17 protein-coding genes are annotated in these 17,142 nt (G+C 30.7%); 7 read left to right on the plus strand and 10 right to left on the minus strand.

The genetic code is table 11. The annotated features are described in order from the left end of the window. Positions 1-279: 279 nt before the first annotated feature. Complete coding sequence (locus Q1B37_RS22480; RefSeq protein WP_299600076.1) at positions 280-2,493, minus strand: ATP-binding protein; 2,214 nt, start codon at positions 2,491-2,493, stop codon at positions 280-282. 197 nt (positions 2,494-2,690) lie between these two features. Here Q1B37_RS22480 and Q1B37_RS22485 point away from each other — a divergent pair, with 197 nt between their 5' ends. Both Q1B37_RS22485 and Q1B37_RS22490 read left to right on the plus strand, forming a co-directional pair. Further along, on the plus strand, positions 2,691-3,317 hold the full coding sequence (locus tag Q1B37_RS22485; protein WP_299902803.1) for a hemolysin III family protein: 627 nt from the start codon (positions 2,691-2,693) through the stop codon (positions 3,315-3,317). 212 nt (positions 3,318-3,529) lie between these two features. Beyond that, on the plus strand, positions 3,530-6,760 hold the full coding sequence (locus tag Q1B37_RS22490; protein ID WP_299902806.1) for a T9SS type A sorting domain-containing protein: 3,231 nt from the start codon (positions 3,530-3,532) through the stop codon (positions 6,758-6,760). 77 nt (positions 6,761-6,837) lie between these two features. Here Q1B37_RS22490 and Q1B37_RS22495 read toward each other — a convergent pair whose 3' ends face one another. From Q1B37_RS22495 to Q1B37_RS22510, 4 genes are all read right to left on the minus strand, one after another. Beyond that, complete coding sequence (locus tag Q1B37_RS22495; RefSeq protein WP_299902809.1) at positions 6,838-7,638, minus strand: hypothetical protein; 801 nt, start codon at positions 7,636-7,638, stop codon at positions 6,838-6,840. Between the two features lie 124 nt (positions 7,639-7,762). Beyond that, positions 7,763-8,191 carry a DUF4268 domain-containing protein gene (locus Q1B37_RS22500; RefSeq protein ID WP_299902812.1) on the minus strand — a complete coding sequence of 143 codons (429 nt, stop codon included), beginning with the start codon at positions 8,189-8,191 and terminating at the stop codon, positions 7,763-7,765. Position 8,192: 1 nt separating this feature from the next. Then, a complete protein-coding gene (locus Q1B37_RS22505) occupies positions 8,193-8,870 on the minus strand; it encodes a ZIP family metal transporter (protein ID WP_366944342.1) in 678 nt (225 codons plus the stop codon). Further along, entirely contained in the window at positions 8,870-9,601 is a 732-nt protein-coding gene (locus Q1B37_RS22510) for a class I SAM-dependent methyltransferase (protein ID WP_299600084.1), read from the minus strand. The genes Q1B37_RS22505 and Q1B37_RS22510 overlap by 1 nt, the downstream gene beginning before the upstream one ends. 71 nt (positions 9,602-9,672) lie before the next feature. Between Q1B37_RS22510 and Q1B37_RS22515 the strand changes: the two genes are divergently transcribed. Then, a complete protein-coding gene (locus Q1B37_RS22515) occupies positions 9,673-10,812 on the plus strand; it encodes a class I SAM-dependent RNA methyltransferase (RefSeq protein ID WP_299902942.1) in 1,140 nt (379 codons plus the stop codon). Positions 10,813-10,824: 12 nt separating this feature from the next. On the opposite strand, the gene Q1B37_RS22520 is transcribed toward Q1B37_RS22515, so the two are convergent. Genes Q1B37_RS22520 through rlmD form a run of 3 tightly spaced genes read right to left on the minus strand, consistent with a single transcriptional unit; the run spans position 10,825 to position 13,440 of the window. Next, positions 10,825-11,541, minus strand: a complete 717-nt coding sequence (locus Q1B37_RS22520) for a DUF6048 family protein (protein WP_299902815.1) — start codon at positions 11,539-11,541, stop codon at positions 10,825-10,827. Beyond that, positions 11,516-12,028, minus strand: a complete 513-nt coding sequence (locus tag Q1B37_RS22525; protein ID WP_299902816.1) for a DUF6452 family protein — start codon at positions 12,026-12,028, stop codon at positions 11,516-11,518. The genes Q1B37_RS22520 and Q1B37_RS22525 overlap by 26 nt, the downstream gene beginning before the upstream one ends. 2 nt (positions 12,029-12,030) lie before the next feature. Beyond that, entirely contained in the window at positions 12,031-13,440 is a 1,410-nt protein-coding gene (gene rlmD, locus Q1B37_RS22530) for a 23S rRNA (uracil(1939)-C(5))-methyltransferase RlmD (protein ID WP_299902817.1), read from the minus strand. Positions 13,441-13,555: 115 nt separating this feature from the next. On the opposite strand from rlmD, the gene Q1B37_RS22535 reads away from it, so the two are divergent. From Q1B37_RS22535 to rocD, 3 genes are all read left to right on the plus strand, one after another. Beyond that, a complete protein-coding gene (locus tag Q1B37_RS22535; protein WP_299902818.1) occupies positions 13,556-14,119 on the plus strand; it encodes an RNA polymerase sigma factor in 564 nt (187 codons plus the stop codon). Next, positions 14,109-14,489: a DUF6768 family protein gene (locus tag Q1B37_RS22540; RefSeq protein WP_299902819.1), complete on the plus strand. Its 381-nt coding sequence runs from the start codon at positions 14,109-14,111 to the stop codon at positions 14,487-14,489. Before Q1B37_RS22535 ends, Q1B37_RS22540 begins: the two co-directional genes overlap by 11 nt. Before the next feature lie 244 nt (positions 14,490-14,733). Then, positions 14,734-16,011, plus strand: coding sequence for an ornithine--oxo-acid transaminase (gene rocD / locus Q1B37_RS22545; RefSeq protein WP_299902823.1), 1,278 nt, complete (start codon positions 14,734-14,736; stop codon positions 16,009-16,011). Between the two features lie 60 nt (positions 16,012-16,071). On the opposite strand, the gene Q1B37_RS22550 is transcribed toward rocD, so the two are convergent. Both Q1B37_RS22550 and Q1B37_RS22555 read right to left on the minus strand, forming a co-directional pair. Continuing rightward, positions 16,072-16,458, minus strand: coding sequence for a DUF2752 domain-containing protein (locus Q1B37_RS22550; RefSeq protein WP_299902826.1), 387 nt, complete (start codon positions 16,456-16,458; stop codon positions 16,072-16,074). A gap of 31 nt (positions 16,459-16,489) precedes the next feature. After that, positions 16,490-16,765 carry a CD225/dispanin family protein gene (locus Q1B37_RS22555; protein ID WP_299600099.1) on the minus strand — a complete coding sequence of 92 codons (276 nt, stop codon included), beginning with the start codon at positions 16,763-16,765 and terminating at the stop codon, positions 16,490-16,492. A gap of 150 nt (positions 16,766-16,915) precedes the next feature. On the opposite strand from Q1B37_RS22555, the gene Q1B37_RS22560 reads away from it, so the two are divergent. Beyond that, entirely contained in the window at positions 16,916-17,137 is a 222-nt protein-coding gene (locus Q1B37_RS22560; protein WP_299902829.1) for a hypothetical protein, read from the plus strand. Positions 17,138-17,142: the final 5 nt, after the last annotated feature.

Below are 17,142 nucleotides of genomic sequence, written 5' to 3' on the forward strand. Positions count from 1 at the left end.
CCAGGAAGAATGGGTCTACATTGAGAAGCAACACTACAACTATGACCAGTAGCACCACTTCCATTGGATGGACAACTCGATGGATAACCACCTTTTATATAGGATCGCTCTTCTTTGTGTAATTGATTAATACTTTCGATGATTGTTGATTGGTATGAGGTAGGTGTTATAAATTGCTATATCTCAAAAATAAAAGCCCAAATTAAAAATGAAATTTGGACTTTTAAAAGAGAATATTAACCAGTAGCTAATATCTTTAATGCGGTAAGTAATATAAATCTAGGAGGCCTTAGAAATTTCTCCATTTAGATTTGTTTCAATTTTGTTAAAGAATTCTTCGTTCTTATAGGGTTTTCTTAAGAAATCATTGAAACCTGAGTTCGGGTCTAAAATTGCTTGTACAGTGTCTTGTGTGTCAGATGCTGTTAATGCTATGATAGGAACTGTGGGGTTAAATGTTCTAATTATTTTAGTTGCTTCCATACCTCCCATATTTGGCATATTCAGATCCATAAGAATTAGATCGTAATGATTTTCCTTAACCATTTGCGTAGCTATTAGACCATCATCAGCGATTTCTGAAGGATAACCTTTGGTTTTTAGAACATTTTTAGTTACAATTTGATTTATTTTATTGTCTTCAACAATAAGTATTTTATAGTCTTCTTTATTTAAAAGAGGAATACATTCTTTTTGTTTGTTAATAGGACTACTATTTTCTTTAGTTGTATCAATCTCAAAATCTACCGTAAAATAGAATGTTGTTCCTTTACCTGGGGTACTGTTGATTTTTATATCGCCTCCATGAAGATTTACTAAATTTTTTACAATATGTAAACCTAAACCTGTTCCTGTGGTGTGATCTTTGGCATCCGCTTGAGAGAATTTTTCAAATATTATTTCTTGTTTGTCTAATGGAATACCTCTTCCATCATCTTTTATTTCAAATGTGATTTCTACTTTGTTGTTTTTTACAATTGGATTAATAAAATTCAGCCATATGTTTCCATTTTTGGTAAATTTATTCGCGTTACTAATAAGATTAATAAAAATTTGAGATAATCTTACTTGGTCTCCAATCAAGTGATGTGGAATTTTTTCATCAAAATTTAAGTGTAATGTATTTCCATTTTTGTCTGCTTGATATTCGAATGAGTTTTTGATATCATCTGCCAATCCTTTTATATTGTAACTAGTTTTATCTAATGTAATCTCGTAAGATTCCATTTTTGTTACTTGTAATACATCATTAATAAGGTTTAGTAGATGATCCGCAGAGAATTTCATTAGTTTTATAAATTTATGATTTTCTTCATCTTTAATTCTTTCCATAAGGATAGAAGATAAACCAACTACTCCATATAACGGAGTTCTAAGCTCATGACTTACAGTAGAAATGAACTTTGTTTTAACAGCAGCTAATCTGTCGGACTTTTCTTTGGAAATTTTAAGTTCTTTATTCCTAATGGCTAAAGATTCACCTAGAATTTTTGTTTTTCTATGATTATAAATAAAGAAACAAAACAGAATCAAACATAATACTAATAAGGATAATGTGAAAATTGAAATTTTTTGTGACTGTTTTGCTTTTTCTGTTTGTATAGTATTATTCTTATTACTAACAACTAGTTTTTCTTTAAACTCGTTATTTTCTAATTTTTCTATTTCTAGTGCAGTTTCATGATGTGTTGTGTATTTTTTTAAAATGGCATAGGCTCTATCTTGCCTTCCTAGTTTAACAAGCAAATCTTCATACTTTTTGTAAACAGTCATAGCTTGTCTGAACATTTTGTTTTTTTCTGCAATTGAGGCAGCCATTTCGAAATACCGAATAGCATTGCTATAGTTTTTGTGAATCACAAAGTATTCTCCAAACCTAGTATAAGTGTTTAATAGATTAACTGGGTATTGTGAATTGTTTCTGAAATATTTTTGACATTTCTCTAATAAAGAATATGCTTTTCTATAATTTCTTGTTTTTAAATAAATGTTTGCCAAATTAAGTTCCACTACATGCAAGGAATGCATGTCTAAATCTTCAGAATATTTGTAGATTTCTTTAATTCTTTTTAAAGCTCTTCCAGGTTTATTAAAGCCTTCTAGATATACTAATGCAAGATTGTTGTTTACATCTATGGTAAGTTCAGAATTATCCTTTAGTTCTTTTATAAATAATTCAGCAACTTTATATTCTTTTAGGGCTTTTTTGTATTCTTTGTTTGAATAATAGATATTACCTAGTAAATTGTATGCATACCCCTTAATATAATATTCCTGTTGACTATTGAATTTAGAAGAAACATCAATAATCCTTTCAATTATCATAACACCATTAGCTCTTCCAATGGAGTTTAAATGTTCTTCGGTATCTGTAATTGTACAGGTAAGTTCCGAAAATGACATTTCTTCATATTGATTTGCGTATATGGTAGAATGAAATAGATTAATACATACGAAACATATAAAATACTGGGCTATTTTAGTACTTTTCATTGTTTATGACAGATTTTAGGGCAATCAAATATAGTTAAAAAAAACAAAATAACGGTTTAAATACTTATTAAATACGGTTAAAGTGTAATTTTTTACGTTTCATGATAATTAAAATAAGTTTATTCTTACATTGTTAATTGATATTTACAAGTAATATATTTGAGTAAGTACAAATCACTTTTTTATTTTTGTGTTTAATGAAACAACAATCTGATTTAGAAGAAAAGTGGAATTGGTTAAGTCATGGTTTAGGATTTATCATGTCAATATTAGGTCTATTTGTATTGATATTTTATGATAATGGCAAAACACCTTTCAGCAAATTTTCAATTTGCATATATGGAGTATCTTTAATTGTTTTATATTTTTCTTCTGCACTATATCATTATATAAGAGATCTTAATTTAAAGAATAAATTAAGAATCATGGATCATGTAGGGATATATATATTAATTGCAGGAACTTATACTCCTGTAACCCTAATAGCTTTAGTACATAGTAAGGGATGGTTGCTTTTTATTTTAGTTTGGTCGTTAGCACTCTTGGGTTCTATTTTGAAGTTGTTTTTCACTGGTAAATACGAAGTTGTTTCGGTTCTTCTTTATTTATTAATGGGATGGTTAATCGTGATAGATTTTTCACAACTTACAGAAATAGTTGGTAAAAATGCAATCATGTATTTGATTTATGGAGGTTTAGCTTATACTGTTGGGATTATTTTTTATGCGGTTAAAAAACTAAATTTTAATCATGTGATTTGGCATTTTTTTGTTCTGGCAGGAAGTGTTTTTCACTTCATATTTATCTGGAAATTTGTCATATGAAAATAAAGTAACCAGACCAAAATCATAGATTAATGATAGCTATAGTTATAGATCTTATTATACTAACTAATATTAAAATAGGAGAATTTAACAAGATTTGATCGATGTCATTTTTTATCACATCAAAAAAATAAATAAATGGAGGTAACATTTTTACTTTTTATGATACTTAGTATATACGTTGTTTTTATTTTTAAAATTACTAACAGAATATGAAATTAAATTACTCAGTCTTATTTATAATTTTATCAGTAGGCTTTTCTTTTGGTCAGACGCCGTCAAATGATGATATTCAAAATGCTACAATAATAGATGGTTTACCTTTTGTGGACCAATTTGTACGTACAGATTTAGCAACAACTAGCTCTGGTGGTGGAATGAATAATTGTGACTTCAGTAATGTGTTGACTAGAGTGTATTATAAATATTTACCAGCTTCCAATGAATCTATTATGATTGGAATAACAGATAATGGTATAAACTCCATCGTTTTAGCATATGAGTCAGATACCACGGATGCAACTTCTGATTCTGATTTAACTTTGGTAACTGGTTTAGATTGTGCCGCAGGAAATTCTATAGAGTTGGAATTGATTGCTGGCAAAACTTATTACTTTGTGATATCCAATCCTAATTCTGCTACTCATATTATTGCGATTTCTAACACAGAAAATGATATTATAAATATCCCAGATTCAAATTTAAAAAGTGCTTTGATTAATGGAGATATAATAGAACTTGATCAAGATCCAAATAGTTCTCATTTTATTGGTGGAATCGATGAGATTATAGATGCGGATCTTAATAATGATGGTGAAATTCAAGAAAGTGAAGCTTTATTCGTTACTTATTTAGACGTTTCAAGTGAATTTTCAGCCCCAGAGAACGAAAAAATAAGTGATCTTACTGGAATTGAGTATTTTACAAATTTGGAATATTTAGATGTAAGTAATAATAATATAAGCAATTTGGGGATATTAGATGGTTCTAGTTTGAGAACATTGATTTGCTATTCTAATGTACTAACAAATATTAATGTATCTGGGTTTTCTAATCTAGAAAACTTTCTTTGTGGAGGAAATCAGCTTACTACCATAGATGTTTCTCAAAATCTTATGTTGAGAGAATTAGAAGTAGGAAGCAATCAATTACTTGATATTGATGTTACTCAGAATACTCTTCTTACGAGTTTACGTTTTGGCGATGATAATATAGCTCAAATTGATGTAACACAAAATCCCGAACTACTATTTTTAGAATGTGTTAGTAGTAAATTAACTCATATTGATGTAACACAAAATACTAAGTTAAATCACCTTTGGCTTTCTAGGAATCAAATATCAGATATCGATATTTCGAAAAATACAGCTTTAGAAATACTTTGGATATCGAGGAATGATTTAAACCATATAGATTTATCAAATAATTTGGAACTAAAACAATTATCAATTTGGGAAAATAATTTGACAGAGATAGATATAAGTAATAATATTCTTTTAGAAAGATTATTTATTAGTTCCAATGACTTATCTAATATTAGTGTTTCCAATAACACCAAACTAAGAGAGTTCGATTGTGCTAATATGCAACTATCAGAATTAGATGTTACCCAAAATGCCGACTTGGAATCTTTAAATTGTAGTAACAATCAATTAACTTTATTAGATGTATCTCAAAATCTAAAGTTGAATGATTTTGTCTGTCATACAAATCAGTTAACATCGTTAGATGTTACTCAGAATTTAGATTTACAAACTTTAAGATTAGGTACTAATCCTATTCAAGAAATCGATGTTTCTCAAAACCAGTTGTTGTCTAATTTTAATTCTTTCGGAACCTCAATTATTAACTTGGATCTATCTAATAATCCTAATTTATCTATAGTTAGTGTAGGTAATAATTACAATTTACAAAGTGTAAATCTGAAAAATGGGAATAATCAAAATATTACTTCTGAAAATTTTTATGCTCTGGATTCTCCCAACTTACAGACTATATGCGTAGATGACTTGGATTATGCAGTGAATAACTTTACCAATAAGGAACCATTAACCTTTTTTGTAGATAACTGTTCACAAAATAGTATTAACTATAATGTAATCGAAGGTGATATAGTTTTCGATGAGTTTCTTGATGGGTGTGATCCTACTGATCTTTTTACACCTAATATTAAGGTTACAACCTCTGATGGAACAAATGAGTTTTCCACGTTTACGAATAATAAAGGTTTCTATAGATTATTTTTAGGTGATAATACCTACGATACTTCAGTATCTATGCTCCCAGATTTTGTTGAGGCCTCTCCCATAACCAAGAATACGATCTTCTCGGGATTTGGAAATACAGAGGTAATAGACTTTTGTCTTGTATCTAACACTAGTAATATCAGTGATGTGGAGATCCTAGTATTTCCAATTGCAGAAGCCAGACCCGGTTTTGATGCTGAATACCAAGTTGTGTATCAAAATAAAGGAATTACTACTTTGGACGGAACTATAACTTTTCAATTTGACGCTGGTAAGCAATCTTTTATAAGTTCTATTCCTACTGAAACTGATGTGTTTTCTAATTCTATTACTTTTGATTACGCAAATCTAAAACCATTTGAAATTAGAACTGTTGATATTAAGATGTCTACGTTTGCTCCTCCTTCGGTTAATGATGGAGATGTTTTGACTTTTACTTCCTCAATTACCACTAATCAGGTAGATCAAATACCAGACGATAATTTTTATACCATAGAACAAACAGTGGTTAATTCTTATGATCCTAATGATAAACTAGTATTGCAGGGTGCTGAGATTTTTGTAGAGCAAGCATCTGATTATTTGGATTATGTAATTCGTTTTCAAAATACAGGTACTGCCAGTGCAATTAATGTTAGAATTACGGATAGATTAAATGAAAATCTTGATTGGAGTACGATTCAGCCATTATCTGCGAGCCATAATTATAGAACACAGATTACTAATGGCGATTTTGTAGAGTTTATTTTTGATGATATTAATCTCCCTGCCGAACAAGATGATTTAAATGGGAGCAATGGTTTCGTGGCGTTTAGAATAAAACCTAAAGATGGTATTGCCGTTGGAGATATTATAACTGGAAACGCTAATATTTATTTCGATTTTAATGTGCCTATTATTACTAATGTTGTAAGCACAGAAGTAATTGAGCTTTTAGATATCGAAGAATTTACAGAAGAGACTTCATTCTTTACTATACACCCTAACCCTGTGGTAGATTATATTCATATCGAAAGTAAAAGTTTGATTACATCGGTTGTAGTTTTTGATATTAATGGTAGAATACTAAAAAATATTAAATCAAATAACCAAAGTGCTAAATTACAACTCAATATTAATGATCTGGACAAAGGTGTTTATTTTTTCCAAATTGAATCTTCTTCAAAAAAGAAAGTATTTAAGATTAGTAAAAACTAGCTATTGAATTAGTATAATATAAAAGGAGTACTTCAAAGAGTACTCCTTTTTTTATTCTACATTTAAAGAGATCGGATTTATCCTCTACACCCTCGTATTACACCAAATACATAATCATCGGCTGCTTCATTAAACTCATCACCACAATTACGATCACTGCTTCCGCCACTTGCATTATTCACATTACTACATTGATCATGATCCATACAATCTTTTGTCCAGGCACTAGGAATCCACCATCTTCCGCAATCAGCACCACATCTTCCCATACAACCATAATTCCTTTTTGGTTTACTTCCAACTTTTACACGATCTCTATGATTACCGCTAGAATCATCATATTCTGCTGTTACGTATGTGTTTTTTCGTATACATGTAATTCCTTCATTTCTACTTTTTAGATTCATAGAATTTGATGGTGATTGAATACTCCTTTTTGCATAGATGTACCCAACAGGTGATTTACCCCAATATTCCATTAATGTTAGCAAAGTATATTCTGCCATTGAGATTTCTCCCTTTTTAGAATCTAGTAGGTAGTCTGAGATGATTTTTCCTGTATTAAGTAATGCTTCTTTTTGAGGTTCAGAAAAATTATTGTCATGTCCATCAATGCTCATTTTTTCTTTACTAAAATCAATGAGAGCATCAATGTTCCGTTTATCAATAGATATTGATACTTTAAATTCGAGCTCAGATATTGCTTTTACAGAATACTCGATAGTACTATTATTAGTGTCTAATTTACCAGATAGCATATCTTCATTTTGTATTTCTATACCGATTTCTTGAGCTTCTGGAGAGCTATTTTCTTTAGTACATTGAAGACATAAAAATGCACATAGCATAATTGCTATGGAGTTAACATAGTTTTTCATAATTATTGAGTTTGTGTTTTAGTTACTCCTAAGATAAGAAAAACTACTAAAAATGAGAATTTATTAAAATTTTAGCACTAAAATTAAAAAATTGTTATAAAAAATATTTAAAAATATCATAATGTTAATCTTGGATAATTTCCTTGTATTCTAAAAAGAAGTTTTCAAGTTTGTTCATGTAGGTATTTAGAAACTTCATTGTTGTTTCCCATGTTTTTTTGTTATGAATACTTACACCTGGTAACTCGATATATATTTTAGAAATTACTTTACCGTTTTCTAGAATATATTGTTCATCAAAGATAATGTTGCTTATATATTCTTCTTTAAGAATATTCTTCAGGCTTAAAAATTTATCATAATAATATGCTCGAATAAGATCATCATGTGGTTCAATATCAATAGATACTTGAGCAATTTTGGTAGTAAATGTAAACTTAAGTGTTACATCTTTAATTTTGGTGTTATACAACAACCATTTTCTTGGATACTCAATCCCAAAATTGGTCCAAAATTCCTGTCTTATTTTTTTCGATTCCTCTTTGCTAAACATACTATATAATATAAGCACATGCTGTGGCCGCTAGAATAACCATCAATTTAGTAATATTAAATTTATGGCCTTCGTTGCTTTCAAATAATATGGTTGTAGATACATGCAAAAAAATACCAATTACAAGAGCTGTGATTTCCTTATAATATTTTTGTACCGCTTCAAAATGTTCTGAAATCAATGTTCCCAAAGGAGTCATTAAAGCAAAAATGAAAAGTAAACCAAGTATGGTAGTTCTTTTTATTTGAGTATTAATTAAAAATGTTGTTAGAATCATAGCAATAGGAATTTTATGAACTATAATTCCCACAAGTATTCCTTCTGTATGATGAATAGGAAAACCTTCTAAAAGCGCATGAATACCTAAACTTATAAATAACAATTTAGGGATTCTTGTTGTCTTTTTCTGAAGGTGAATATGTCCGTGTTCTGCACCTTTCGAAAAATACTCTAATATCTTTTGCAGAAGAATTCCAATCATAATCCAAACACCTGTTTGTTTGGCGTGCTGATGATCTTCGAAAACTTCGGGTAATAAATTGAATATAGTAATTGCTAATAAAAAAGCACCACTAAATGCTAAAAGTAATTTTAGGTTTTTCTGATTGCTAGGCTTAAATATATATACAATTAAAGATCCTACAAAAACTGCTAATATGGAAAAAATGTGGTGATACACTATTTAAAAATAAGAATGAGTCTAGAAGAATTGGTTTTGTGAAATTTTTGGAGTTGGTAATTTCCAAAAATGTCAATTAAATCTGCTTTAGCTTCGTTAAAGTATGCTTTAAAATCTTCTAATGTTATTGCTTTTACTTTCTCTGTAAAGAAATAGTCTTCATTATTGTCTTCGAATCTAATTTCTTTATGGATGTATCCTTCTTTTACATATCTTTTTATGTGAAAGGTAATTCCTGATACTTCCTTAGTTTCTTCTGGTACAAGATGATCAATAACATAATCTACATTCATAAAATCAATTACTCCAAATCCAGTTTCGTTTAAATTTGATTTTATAGCTTTAATTGTGCTTAGGTTGCATTCTTCTTTTTCAAAATATCCAAAACTCGTAAATAGATTAAAAACTCCAGAAAACTTTTCATGATAAGGTTTAGACATATCATGTACTCTAAATCTCAGTGTTTCGTTTTCAAATTGAGAAGCATATTTTATGCTATTTTTCGATAAATCCACTCCTGTAACATCAAAACCCAATTGATTAAGATAGATACTATGTCTTCCTTTTCCACAAGCAAGATCAAGTAATTTTTCTCCAGGTTCTAGATTTAAATAATTACTTAAGTTGTCCATGAATTGCTGCGCTTCTTCATGACCTCTATCTTTATATAATATATGATAATATGGTGTATCAAACCAAGATGCATACCACATTGTAGAATCTTTTAGCATAGGGCGCAAAATTAATGTATTTTTGCCGTTTAATAATAGCGAATTAGAAGATAGTGAGCAATTCATTTAAAATGGTGGCCAAAACCTTCTTTGGTTTTGAAGAAATATTAGCACAAGAGCTTAGGGATTTAGGTGCCCTAAAAGTGCAAGTAGGGAATAGGATGGTTAGTTTTTATGGAGATAAAGGATTTATGTATAAGGCTAACCTTTGTACGAGAACTGCATTAAAGATTTTAAAACCAATTGGCACGAAAAAAATTCGGAACGAGAGAGATTTGTATAATTTTATACAATCTATTCGTTGGGAAGAGTATTTGAATGAAAATGAAAGCTTTGCAATTTATACTACAGTGAATTCAACGATTTTTCGGCATTCGCAATTTGTTTCCCTAAAGTCGAAAGATGCAATTGTAGATAAATTTAGAAAGGAAAAAGGCAAACGACCTAATGTAAATACAGATTATCCAGATTTAACTATCAATATACACATACAGCAGGATTTATGTACTGTGTCATTGGACAGTTCTGGAGGGTCATTACACCATAGAGGATATAGAACGGCAACAAATATAGCGCCTATTAATGAGGTTTTGGCAGCAGGTTTGTTATTGCTATCTGGATGGGATGGAAGATCTGATTTTCTAGATCCTATGTGTGGTAGTGGGACACTCGCTATAGAAGCTGCTATGATAGCCTGTAATATTCCTGCTAATCTAAATCGTAAAGAGTTTGCTTTCGAAAAGTGGTTGGATTGGGATATGGATTTGTTTGAAAAAATAGAAGCTGCTTGCTTGAATAAGACTAGAGAATTTCAATATAAAATTGTTGGTTTTGATAAAGCACCTTCTGCAATAAGAAAAGCGAAAAAAAATGTAGAAAATGCTAATCTTTCCGATTTTGTTACTATCGAACATCAAAACTTTTTTGAAAGTTCTAAAGAAGTAGAAGGTAAATTACATATGGTGTTTAATCCACCTTATGGCGAGCGTTTAGAACTTAATGAAGAAGAATTTTATGGTAAAATAGGAGATACATTAAAACAAGAATATCCAAATACCAACGCTTGGTTTATTACTTCTAATCTCGAAGCTCTAAAATATGTGGGGCTTCGACCTTCTAGAAAAATAAAGGTATTTAATGGTAAACTAGAATCTCGATTGGTGAAATACGAAATGTACTCAGGAAGTAAAAAAGCAAAATTCCAAAAATAGATTTAAACTAGATTATCTTTTCTTTTTATAAAAAGGGATTAAGTAACTAATTGTATAGGTGTATCCAACATTAAATTCACTGAAATCATTAGTTCTTCCAAATCCAGGGATGAATAAATTTTCAAATCCTGTAGGATCTTGTTCATTAACAATTCTTCTTAAAGATACATTCGCACCTAAATAGATATTTTTAAATAATTCAACCTTAAGCCCTAAAACTAATTCTATCCAGCTTGCTGTTAAGCCCGTTGATTCTCTTCCTTCATTTCTGAAGTTTTCTAGATTATCAGGAGTATCAAAAAAATCCGTACCAGTAAATATATTATAGTCATTTAAAGTTTGGTCAAATGTAGAAAACCCATATCTAAGTCCAGCATAAATACTATTCTGCATTCCATACCAATTCTTATAAGTATTATAGTCAATTCCTAATCTCACATAGCTTCCGGATCCTTCCACATTTATATTAGTTTCGTCTCTCAGTAGAGATTCATTACCTATTTCTGCAGCTATATAATAGTTTTTATATACTCTATAATCGGCATTGATTTCAAATCCTGAATAATCATCGTTTACAGCGGTTCTTATAAATCGTGCAATATCTACACCAACTCTTAAACCATATTTTTCTGATGGAGGTAAAGTATCTCTTGCAGTAAGATTAGGCTCTTCTTGACAGTGGATAATACCTGAAATTAGGATGCTAGTGAAAAATAAGTATATGCGCATTTGTTTCATCGATAACATCGGGTTCTTCTATTATTATATCTTTAATCCAATTCTGATCACCTTCTTGTGTTAAGGTTTCTCCAAGTCCGTTATATACTACTCTAAAACCACAAGCACTACTTACGTACTCTTCAACTGGTGTATATTGAAAACTAACTACATCCGTATTTGGATCATCTCCACCATCTTCAGTATCAGAATTAATAGTAAATTCAAAGTTGGTTAGAAGAGTGCTTGTACGTAATGGTATCAATATAGAGTCTTGATTCGTTTCATAGAATTCAGTTCTATCAAAACCCTCTGCTTTTACCTGAAGTTCATCTGGGCGCTTAATATCGGTTGGAGTATCAAAATCCATAAACTTGATTATCAAGAATGGAGTAGTAGGAGTGTCCTCTGCGCAGATATCATCACGTTCGCAACTAGAACAGAGATACATAGCGCTAAGACAGCAAGTGATTATAGTAAGAGTTTTATATAATTTCATTTCTATCTTTTTTCTAATAAAACCACATTTTCCACATGATGTGTTTGTGGAAACATATCTACAGGTTGTACTTTGGTGACCTTATACATGCTATCTAATAACGACAAATCTCTTGCCTGTGTTGCACTATTGCAGCTTACATATACAATTTTGTTTGGTGATATATTGAGTAATTGTCCTACGACATCCTTGTGCATCCCATCTCTAGGAGGATCAGTGATCACAACTTCCGGTTGTCCATGTGCTGCAATAAACTGAGCTGTAAATACCTTTTTCATATCCCCTACATAAAACTCTACATTGTCTATTCCATTATGTTTTGCATTTGCTTTAGCATCTTCGATTGCTTCAGGCACCGCTTCTACACCAATAACTTTTTTCGCTTTTTTCGCAACAAACTGAGCTATAGTTCCTGTACCTGTATATAAATCGTAAACTAATTCTTCTCCGCTCAGACCTGCGAAATCTCGGGTGATTTTATAGAGTTCATAGGCTTGTTTGGAATTCGTTTGATAAAATGATTTCGCATTTATTTTAAAACGAAGTCCTTCCATCTCTTCTTCAATATGATCTTTTCCATGATAACAAATCACTTCCTGATCATAAATTGTATCATTACCTTTAGAATTGATTACATATTGTAGGGATGTGATTTCTGGAAATTCTGAAATAATGTAATCTAATAATAAAGTTCTCTTTTCAACATCCTCATAAAAAAATTGAATCAATACCATTATTTCACCAGTTGAAACAATACGCATCATTAAAGTTCTCAAAAAACCTTTCTGATTTCTGGCATTATAAAATGCAAGGTCATTTTGCGTAGCAAAATCTTTAATCTTATTTCTTATAGCGTTACTAGGGTCTTCTTGTAGGTGACATTTATCTATGTCTAAGATTTTGTCCCACATTCCAGGAATATGAAACCCTAATGCGTTCCTATTTTCAATTTCTGTATCACTTTGTATTTCTTCTAGTGTTAACCATCTGCTGTCACTAAAGGAGAATTCCATTTTATTTCTATAAAAAAATTGATCTTCAGACCCTAAAATAGGCGTAACCTCAGGTAGTTGAATTTTTCCTAATCTTGTTAGGTTGTTAACCACTTCCTGTTCTTTATAGGCTAATTGATGTTCGTATGCCATGAATTGCCATTTACATCCACCGCAAGTTCCAAAATGTTTACAATCAGGAGTAACCCTTTTTTCAGATTTTTTATGAAAAACTGTAGCAGATCCTTCATAATAAGCTTTTCGTTTTTTAATAGTCTGAATATCGACTATATCTCCAGGAACTGCATTGTTTAAAAATATAATCTTCCCGTCTGGAGCTTTGGCGATGCTTTTTCCTTTAGCACCAGCATCGATCACTTCTATGTTTTCAAAAACCTTCTTTCTATTCTTTCTGGCCATAGCGCAAAAATAAGAATAGAAACCATATACTTATTAAATATTCAACATATCTTATAAAAAGATTGAAAAAAATGAACCTAAAATTTATTTCTACGTCTATAGTATAAAGGTTACCATGAAAGATGCTGATAAAATATTTGATTCCTTATTGGTTTTGAGATGCCAATCGGGAGATAAGAAGGCGGCTACAATTCTTGTAAAAAGGTGGCATAAAAAGTTGTGTAAGCAAGCAAATTGGTATGTAAAAGATATGCATATTTCTAAAGACATTACCCAAGATTGTTGGAATACGATTTTTTTAAAAATATCAGATCTTAAGAATACCAATAGTTTTGGTAGCTGGGCATTGTCTATAGTAAATAGGAAATCTATTGATTGGCTTCGTAAAAATAAGAAAGAGAAAGAAGTATTAGATTCCTATTTGAAAGAAATAAATCCTCCAATTTTAGAATATGAGATAATTGATGAATCTGAAAATAGGAAGCAATTATTGAAAAAGGCAATTAGAAAATTATCTATCGAGCAACAGATGATTTTAAATCTTTTTTACAAAGAAGAGTATAGTATAAAGGAGATAAGTACGATTGTAGGGGTCTCTTTAGGAACTGTAAAATCCCGCTTGTTCACTGCAAGAGAAAAATTAAAATCAATTTTAAAAACCAAAAATAATGAATACTGATATGGAAGATATTGATAAATTAATAAAAGAAACACTAACTGAAGAAGAAGCTAAATTCTATGATGATTTAGACGAACAAACTATTTTTGAAATGATAGGGGGATTATATAAGACCAAAAATAGGTGGATCATAGTCATTATGAATATCGTTAACTTAATTGCATTTGGTCTATTTATTTATTGTATTGTAAAGTTTTTAGAAACAGAAAATACTAACGAGCTTATAAAATGGAGTGTAGCTGGTTTGTTGAGTATTATGGTTGCATCAATGCTTAAAATATATTCTTGGTTACAAATAGACAAGAATGCCTTGATTAGAGAAATTAAAAGATTAGAACTACAGATTTCTTCTTTAGCTAGTAAGAAATGAATAGTCTTTCTGAAAAAGATGATGTTAAAGAATAATCATGGAAATCGTCTATTATTTTGAATAATTAAAAATTGTATGCTGTAGAGACATGAAAATTAAATAATCCATAAAGATTTAGTAATTTGCGCTTTTCTTAGGGATGATTTCTCTCCCACGCTGAATTTTCGTTCCGATAACTATCGGAATTTGCGAAAGGATAAAGGTACAGAAGGAATGGTTATTTTATCAATTTAAATTATTAAAAATGGCTGTTTTAGAAAAATTAACTTCTCAACAAGCAATCGATTTAGAAAACAAGTATGGAGCTCATAATTACCATCCTTTACCAGTGGTATTAAGTAAAGGTGAAGGGGTATATGTATGGGATGTTGAAGGAAAGAAATATTATGATTTTTTAAGTGCGTATTCTGCAGTAAATCAAGGACATTGTCACCCAAAAATTGTGGGTGCAATGATGGAACAAGCACAAACACTTACACTTACATCAAGAGCATTTTATAATGATAAATTAGGTGCATATGAAAAATTTGCATCAGAGTTTTTTGGTTTTGACAAGCTGTTACCTATGAATACAGGTGCTGAAGCTGTCGAAACTGCTCTAAAGATATGTAGGAAGTGGGCTTATGAGAAAAAAGGTATTCATGAGAATGAAGCACAAATAATAGTTTGTGAGAATAATTTTCACGGTAGAACTACTACCATCATATCATTTTCTAATGATCCGGTAGCAAGAAAAAATTTCGGACCTTATACATCAGGTTTTATAAAGATAGCGTATGATAATCTGAAGCAATTAGAAGAAGCTTTGGAGGCTAATAAAAATGTAGCTGGTTTTTTAGTAGAACCTATACAAGGAGAAGCAGGAGTTTACGTACCGTCAGAAGATTATTTAGCTAAAGCTAAAGCGTTATGTGAAAAACACAATGTTTTGTTTATAGCAGATGAAGTACAGACGGGTATCGCAAGAACAGGAAGGTTATTGGCAACGTGCGGTAATTGTTCTTGTAGTGATAAAAATTGTTCAGGTACTCCAAATGTAAAACCAGATATTTTGATTTTAGGGAAAGCTCTTAGTGGTGGAGCGTATCCTGTTTCAGGTGTACTGGCTAACGATGCTATTATGGAGGTTATACGACCAGGTAATCACGGTAGTACGTTTGGTGGTAATCCTGTGGCTGCAGCAGTAGCTATAGCGGCTTTAGAAGTGGTTAGAGATGAGAAACTCGCGGAGAATGCGTTTGAATTAGGGGAATTATTCAGGGCTGAAATGAACGAGTATATCAAAACGTCAAATATAGTTACCCTAGTTAGAGGTAAAGGATTGTTAAATGCGATCGTAATTAACGATCATGAGGAAAGTGAGACAGCATGGAATATTTGTGTGGCCCTTAAAGAAAATGGTTTATTGGCAAAACCAACTCATGGTAATATTATTCGTTTTGCACCACCATTAGTAATGAATAAAGAGCAATTGCTGGAGTGTGTAGGTATCATTAAAAATACACTTAAAGAGTTTGAATAGAAATACCTTTTTTACTAGAATGTAAATTATAAAAGAGTGGGGCGATTGTTCCGCTCTTTTTTATGGAGCCAAATAACAAAACGGAGGAGTAGCTATGTTTCTTAAGATCCAATAAAAGATAATGATTAAAAATATGGCAATTGTAAAATACTTATTGTAAGTCCAATCTGTGACCGTTTTATTAAAAAACGTTTTAGCAATATACTTATATCCCTTAATGCCCAATACAACTGTTAAGATTACAAAAAGAAGGTTGTGTTGTAATGCTTGTAAAATGCGACCATGCAATAAATCGTGTACTGCACGTTGACTTCCACAGCCAGGACAATGATACCCTGTAAGAGAGTGAAAAATACAACTAGGAAAAAAACCATCACCAGTTTGAGATTCTGGATCATGTAAGTAGTAGTACTGAACTAAAAAAAATATAGGTACTAGTGCTAACAAGTACCCATATTTTAGAATTTTATTTGGTAATTTAAAATGCACTTTGACTCATTCCAGAAAAGATTGCTATTCCAAAAAAGATAAAGTATAGCACCCAGCCAATAAGACTTACTCCGATACCTATCAGACCCCATAGTTTTGCATTTTTTGAGGCAGTGACGGCTCCTTCGTAGTCTCCAGCATCATATTTTGTATTTACTTGAGTTGAATAAATAATACTTACAATACCTGTGATCATGCAACATAAAATTGTAGAAATGATTGCCAACGCTAGGTGATTGTTAGGTCTTGGTTGATTAGCTTCCATATATATAAACTTAATTAATAATTAGTATTTATTGAAACGACAAACGTTAGAATATAGGGGTGTTAATTATTTCAGACCTACAATATACACAATTTGAGTATTCTATAAATTAATGTGTATAAAAAATCTAATATTTGATACTTTTGCGATATGGATAAAACAAAACTCAAGAGAATTTTTAGTATTGTGTTGATTCTTGCAGGAGCTATTCTTTTAATTTTAGAATTAGCCTCTCCTGCAAAGAACTATTATTTGCAAGCTATAGGGATTGTATGTTTAATGACTGGTTTGTTTATTGTGAACACTTCTGTTTCTAGCAAGTCTCAAGAAATAGATCCTGCATTATCCAAAGTATCGGAGGAAGAAGAATAAAATAC

Origin of the sequence: uncultured Aquimarina sp., assembly GCF_947492965.1 — a bacterium.
Taxonomy (GTDB): Bacteria; Bacteroidota; Bacteroidia; order Flavobacteriales; family Flavobacteriaceae; genus Aquimarina.

Excerpts from the sequence above, each read along its gene's own strand:
- rlmD (WP_299902817.1), bottom strand. The coding sequence starts at position 13,440 with ATGGCCAGAAAGAATAGAAAGAAGGTTTTTGAAAACATAGAAGTGATC.
- Q1B37_RS22510 (WP_299600084.1), bottom strand. The coding sequence starts at position 9,601 with ATGCTAAAAGATTCTACAATGTGGTATGCATCTTGGTTTGATACACCA.
- Q1B37_RS22485 (WP_299902803.1), top strand. The coding sequence starts at position 2,691 with ATGAAACAACAATCTGATTTAGAAGAAAAGTGGAATTGGTTAAGTCAT.
- Q1B37_RS22495 (WP_299902809.1), bottom strand. The coding sequence starts at position 7,638 with ATGAAAAACTATGTTAACTCCATAGCAATTATGCTATGTGCATTTTTA.
- Q1B37_RS22540 (WP_299902819.1), top strand. The coding sequence starts at position 14,109 with ATGAATACTGATATGGAAGATATTGATAAATTAATAAAAGAAACACTA.
- Q1B37_RS22490 (WP_299902806.1), top strand. The coding sequence starts at position 3,530 with ATGAAATTAAATTACTCAGTCTTATTTATAATTTTATCAGTAGGCTTT.
- Q1B37_RS22555 (WP_299600099.1), bottom strand. The coding sequence starts at position 16,765 with ATGGAAGCTAATCAACCAAGACCTAACAATCACCTAGCGTTGGCAATC.
- Q1B37_RS22500 (WP_299902812.1), bottom strand. The coding sequence starts at position 8,191 with ATGTTTAGCAAAGAGGAATCGAAAAAAATAAGACAGGAATTTTGGACC.
- Q1B37_RS22515 (WP_299902942.1), top strand. The coding sequence starts at position 9,673 with ATGGTGGCCAAAACCTTCTTTGGTTTTGAAGAAATATTAGCACAAGAG.
- rocD (WP_299902823.1), top strand. The coding sequence starts at position 14,734 with ATGGCTGTTTTAGAAAAATTAACTTCTCAACAAGCAATCGATTTAGAA.
- Q1B37_RS22520 (WP_299902815.1), bottom strand. The coding sequence starts at position 11,541 with ATGCGCATATACTTATTTTTCACTAGCATCCTAATTTCAGGTATTATC.
- Q1B37_RS22560 (WP_299902829.1), top strand. The coding sequence starts at position 16,916 with ATGGATAAAACAAAACTCAAGAGAATTTTTAGTATTGTGTTGATTCTT.
- Q1B37_RS22525 (WP_299902816.1), bottom strand. The coding sequence starts at position 12,028 with ATGAAATTATATAAAACTCTTACTATAATCACTTGCTGTCTTAGCGCT.
- Q1B37_RS22480 (WP_299600076.1), bottom strand. The coding sequence starts at position 2,493 with ATGAAAAGTACTAAAATAGCCCAGTATTTTATATGTTTCGTATGTATT.
- Q1B37_RS22535 (WP_299902818.1), top strand. The coding sequence starts at position 13,556 with ATGAAAGATGCTGATAAAATATTTGATTCCTTATTGGTTTTGAGATGC.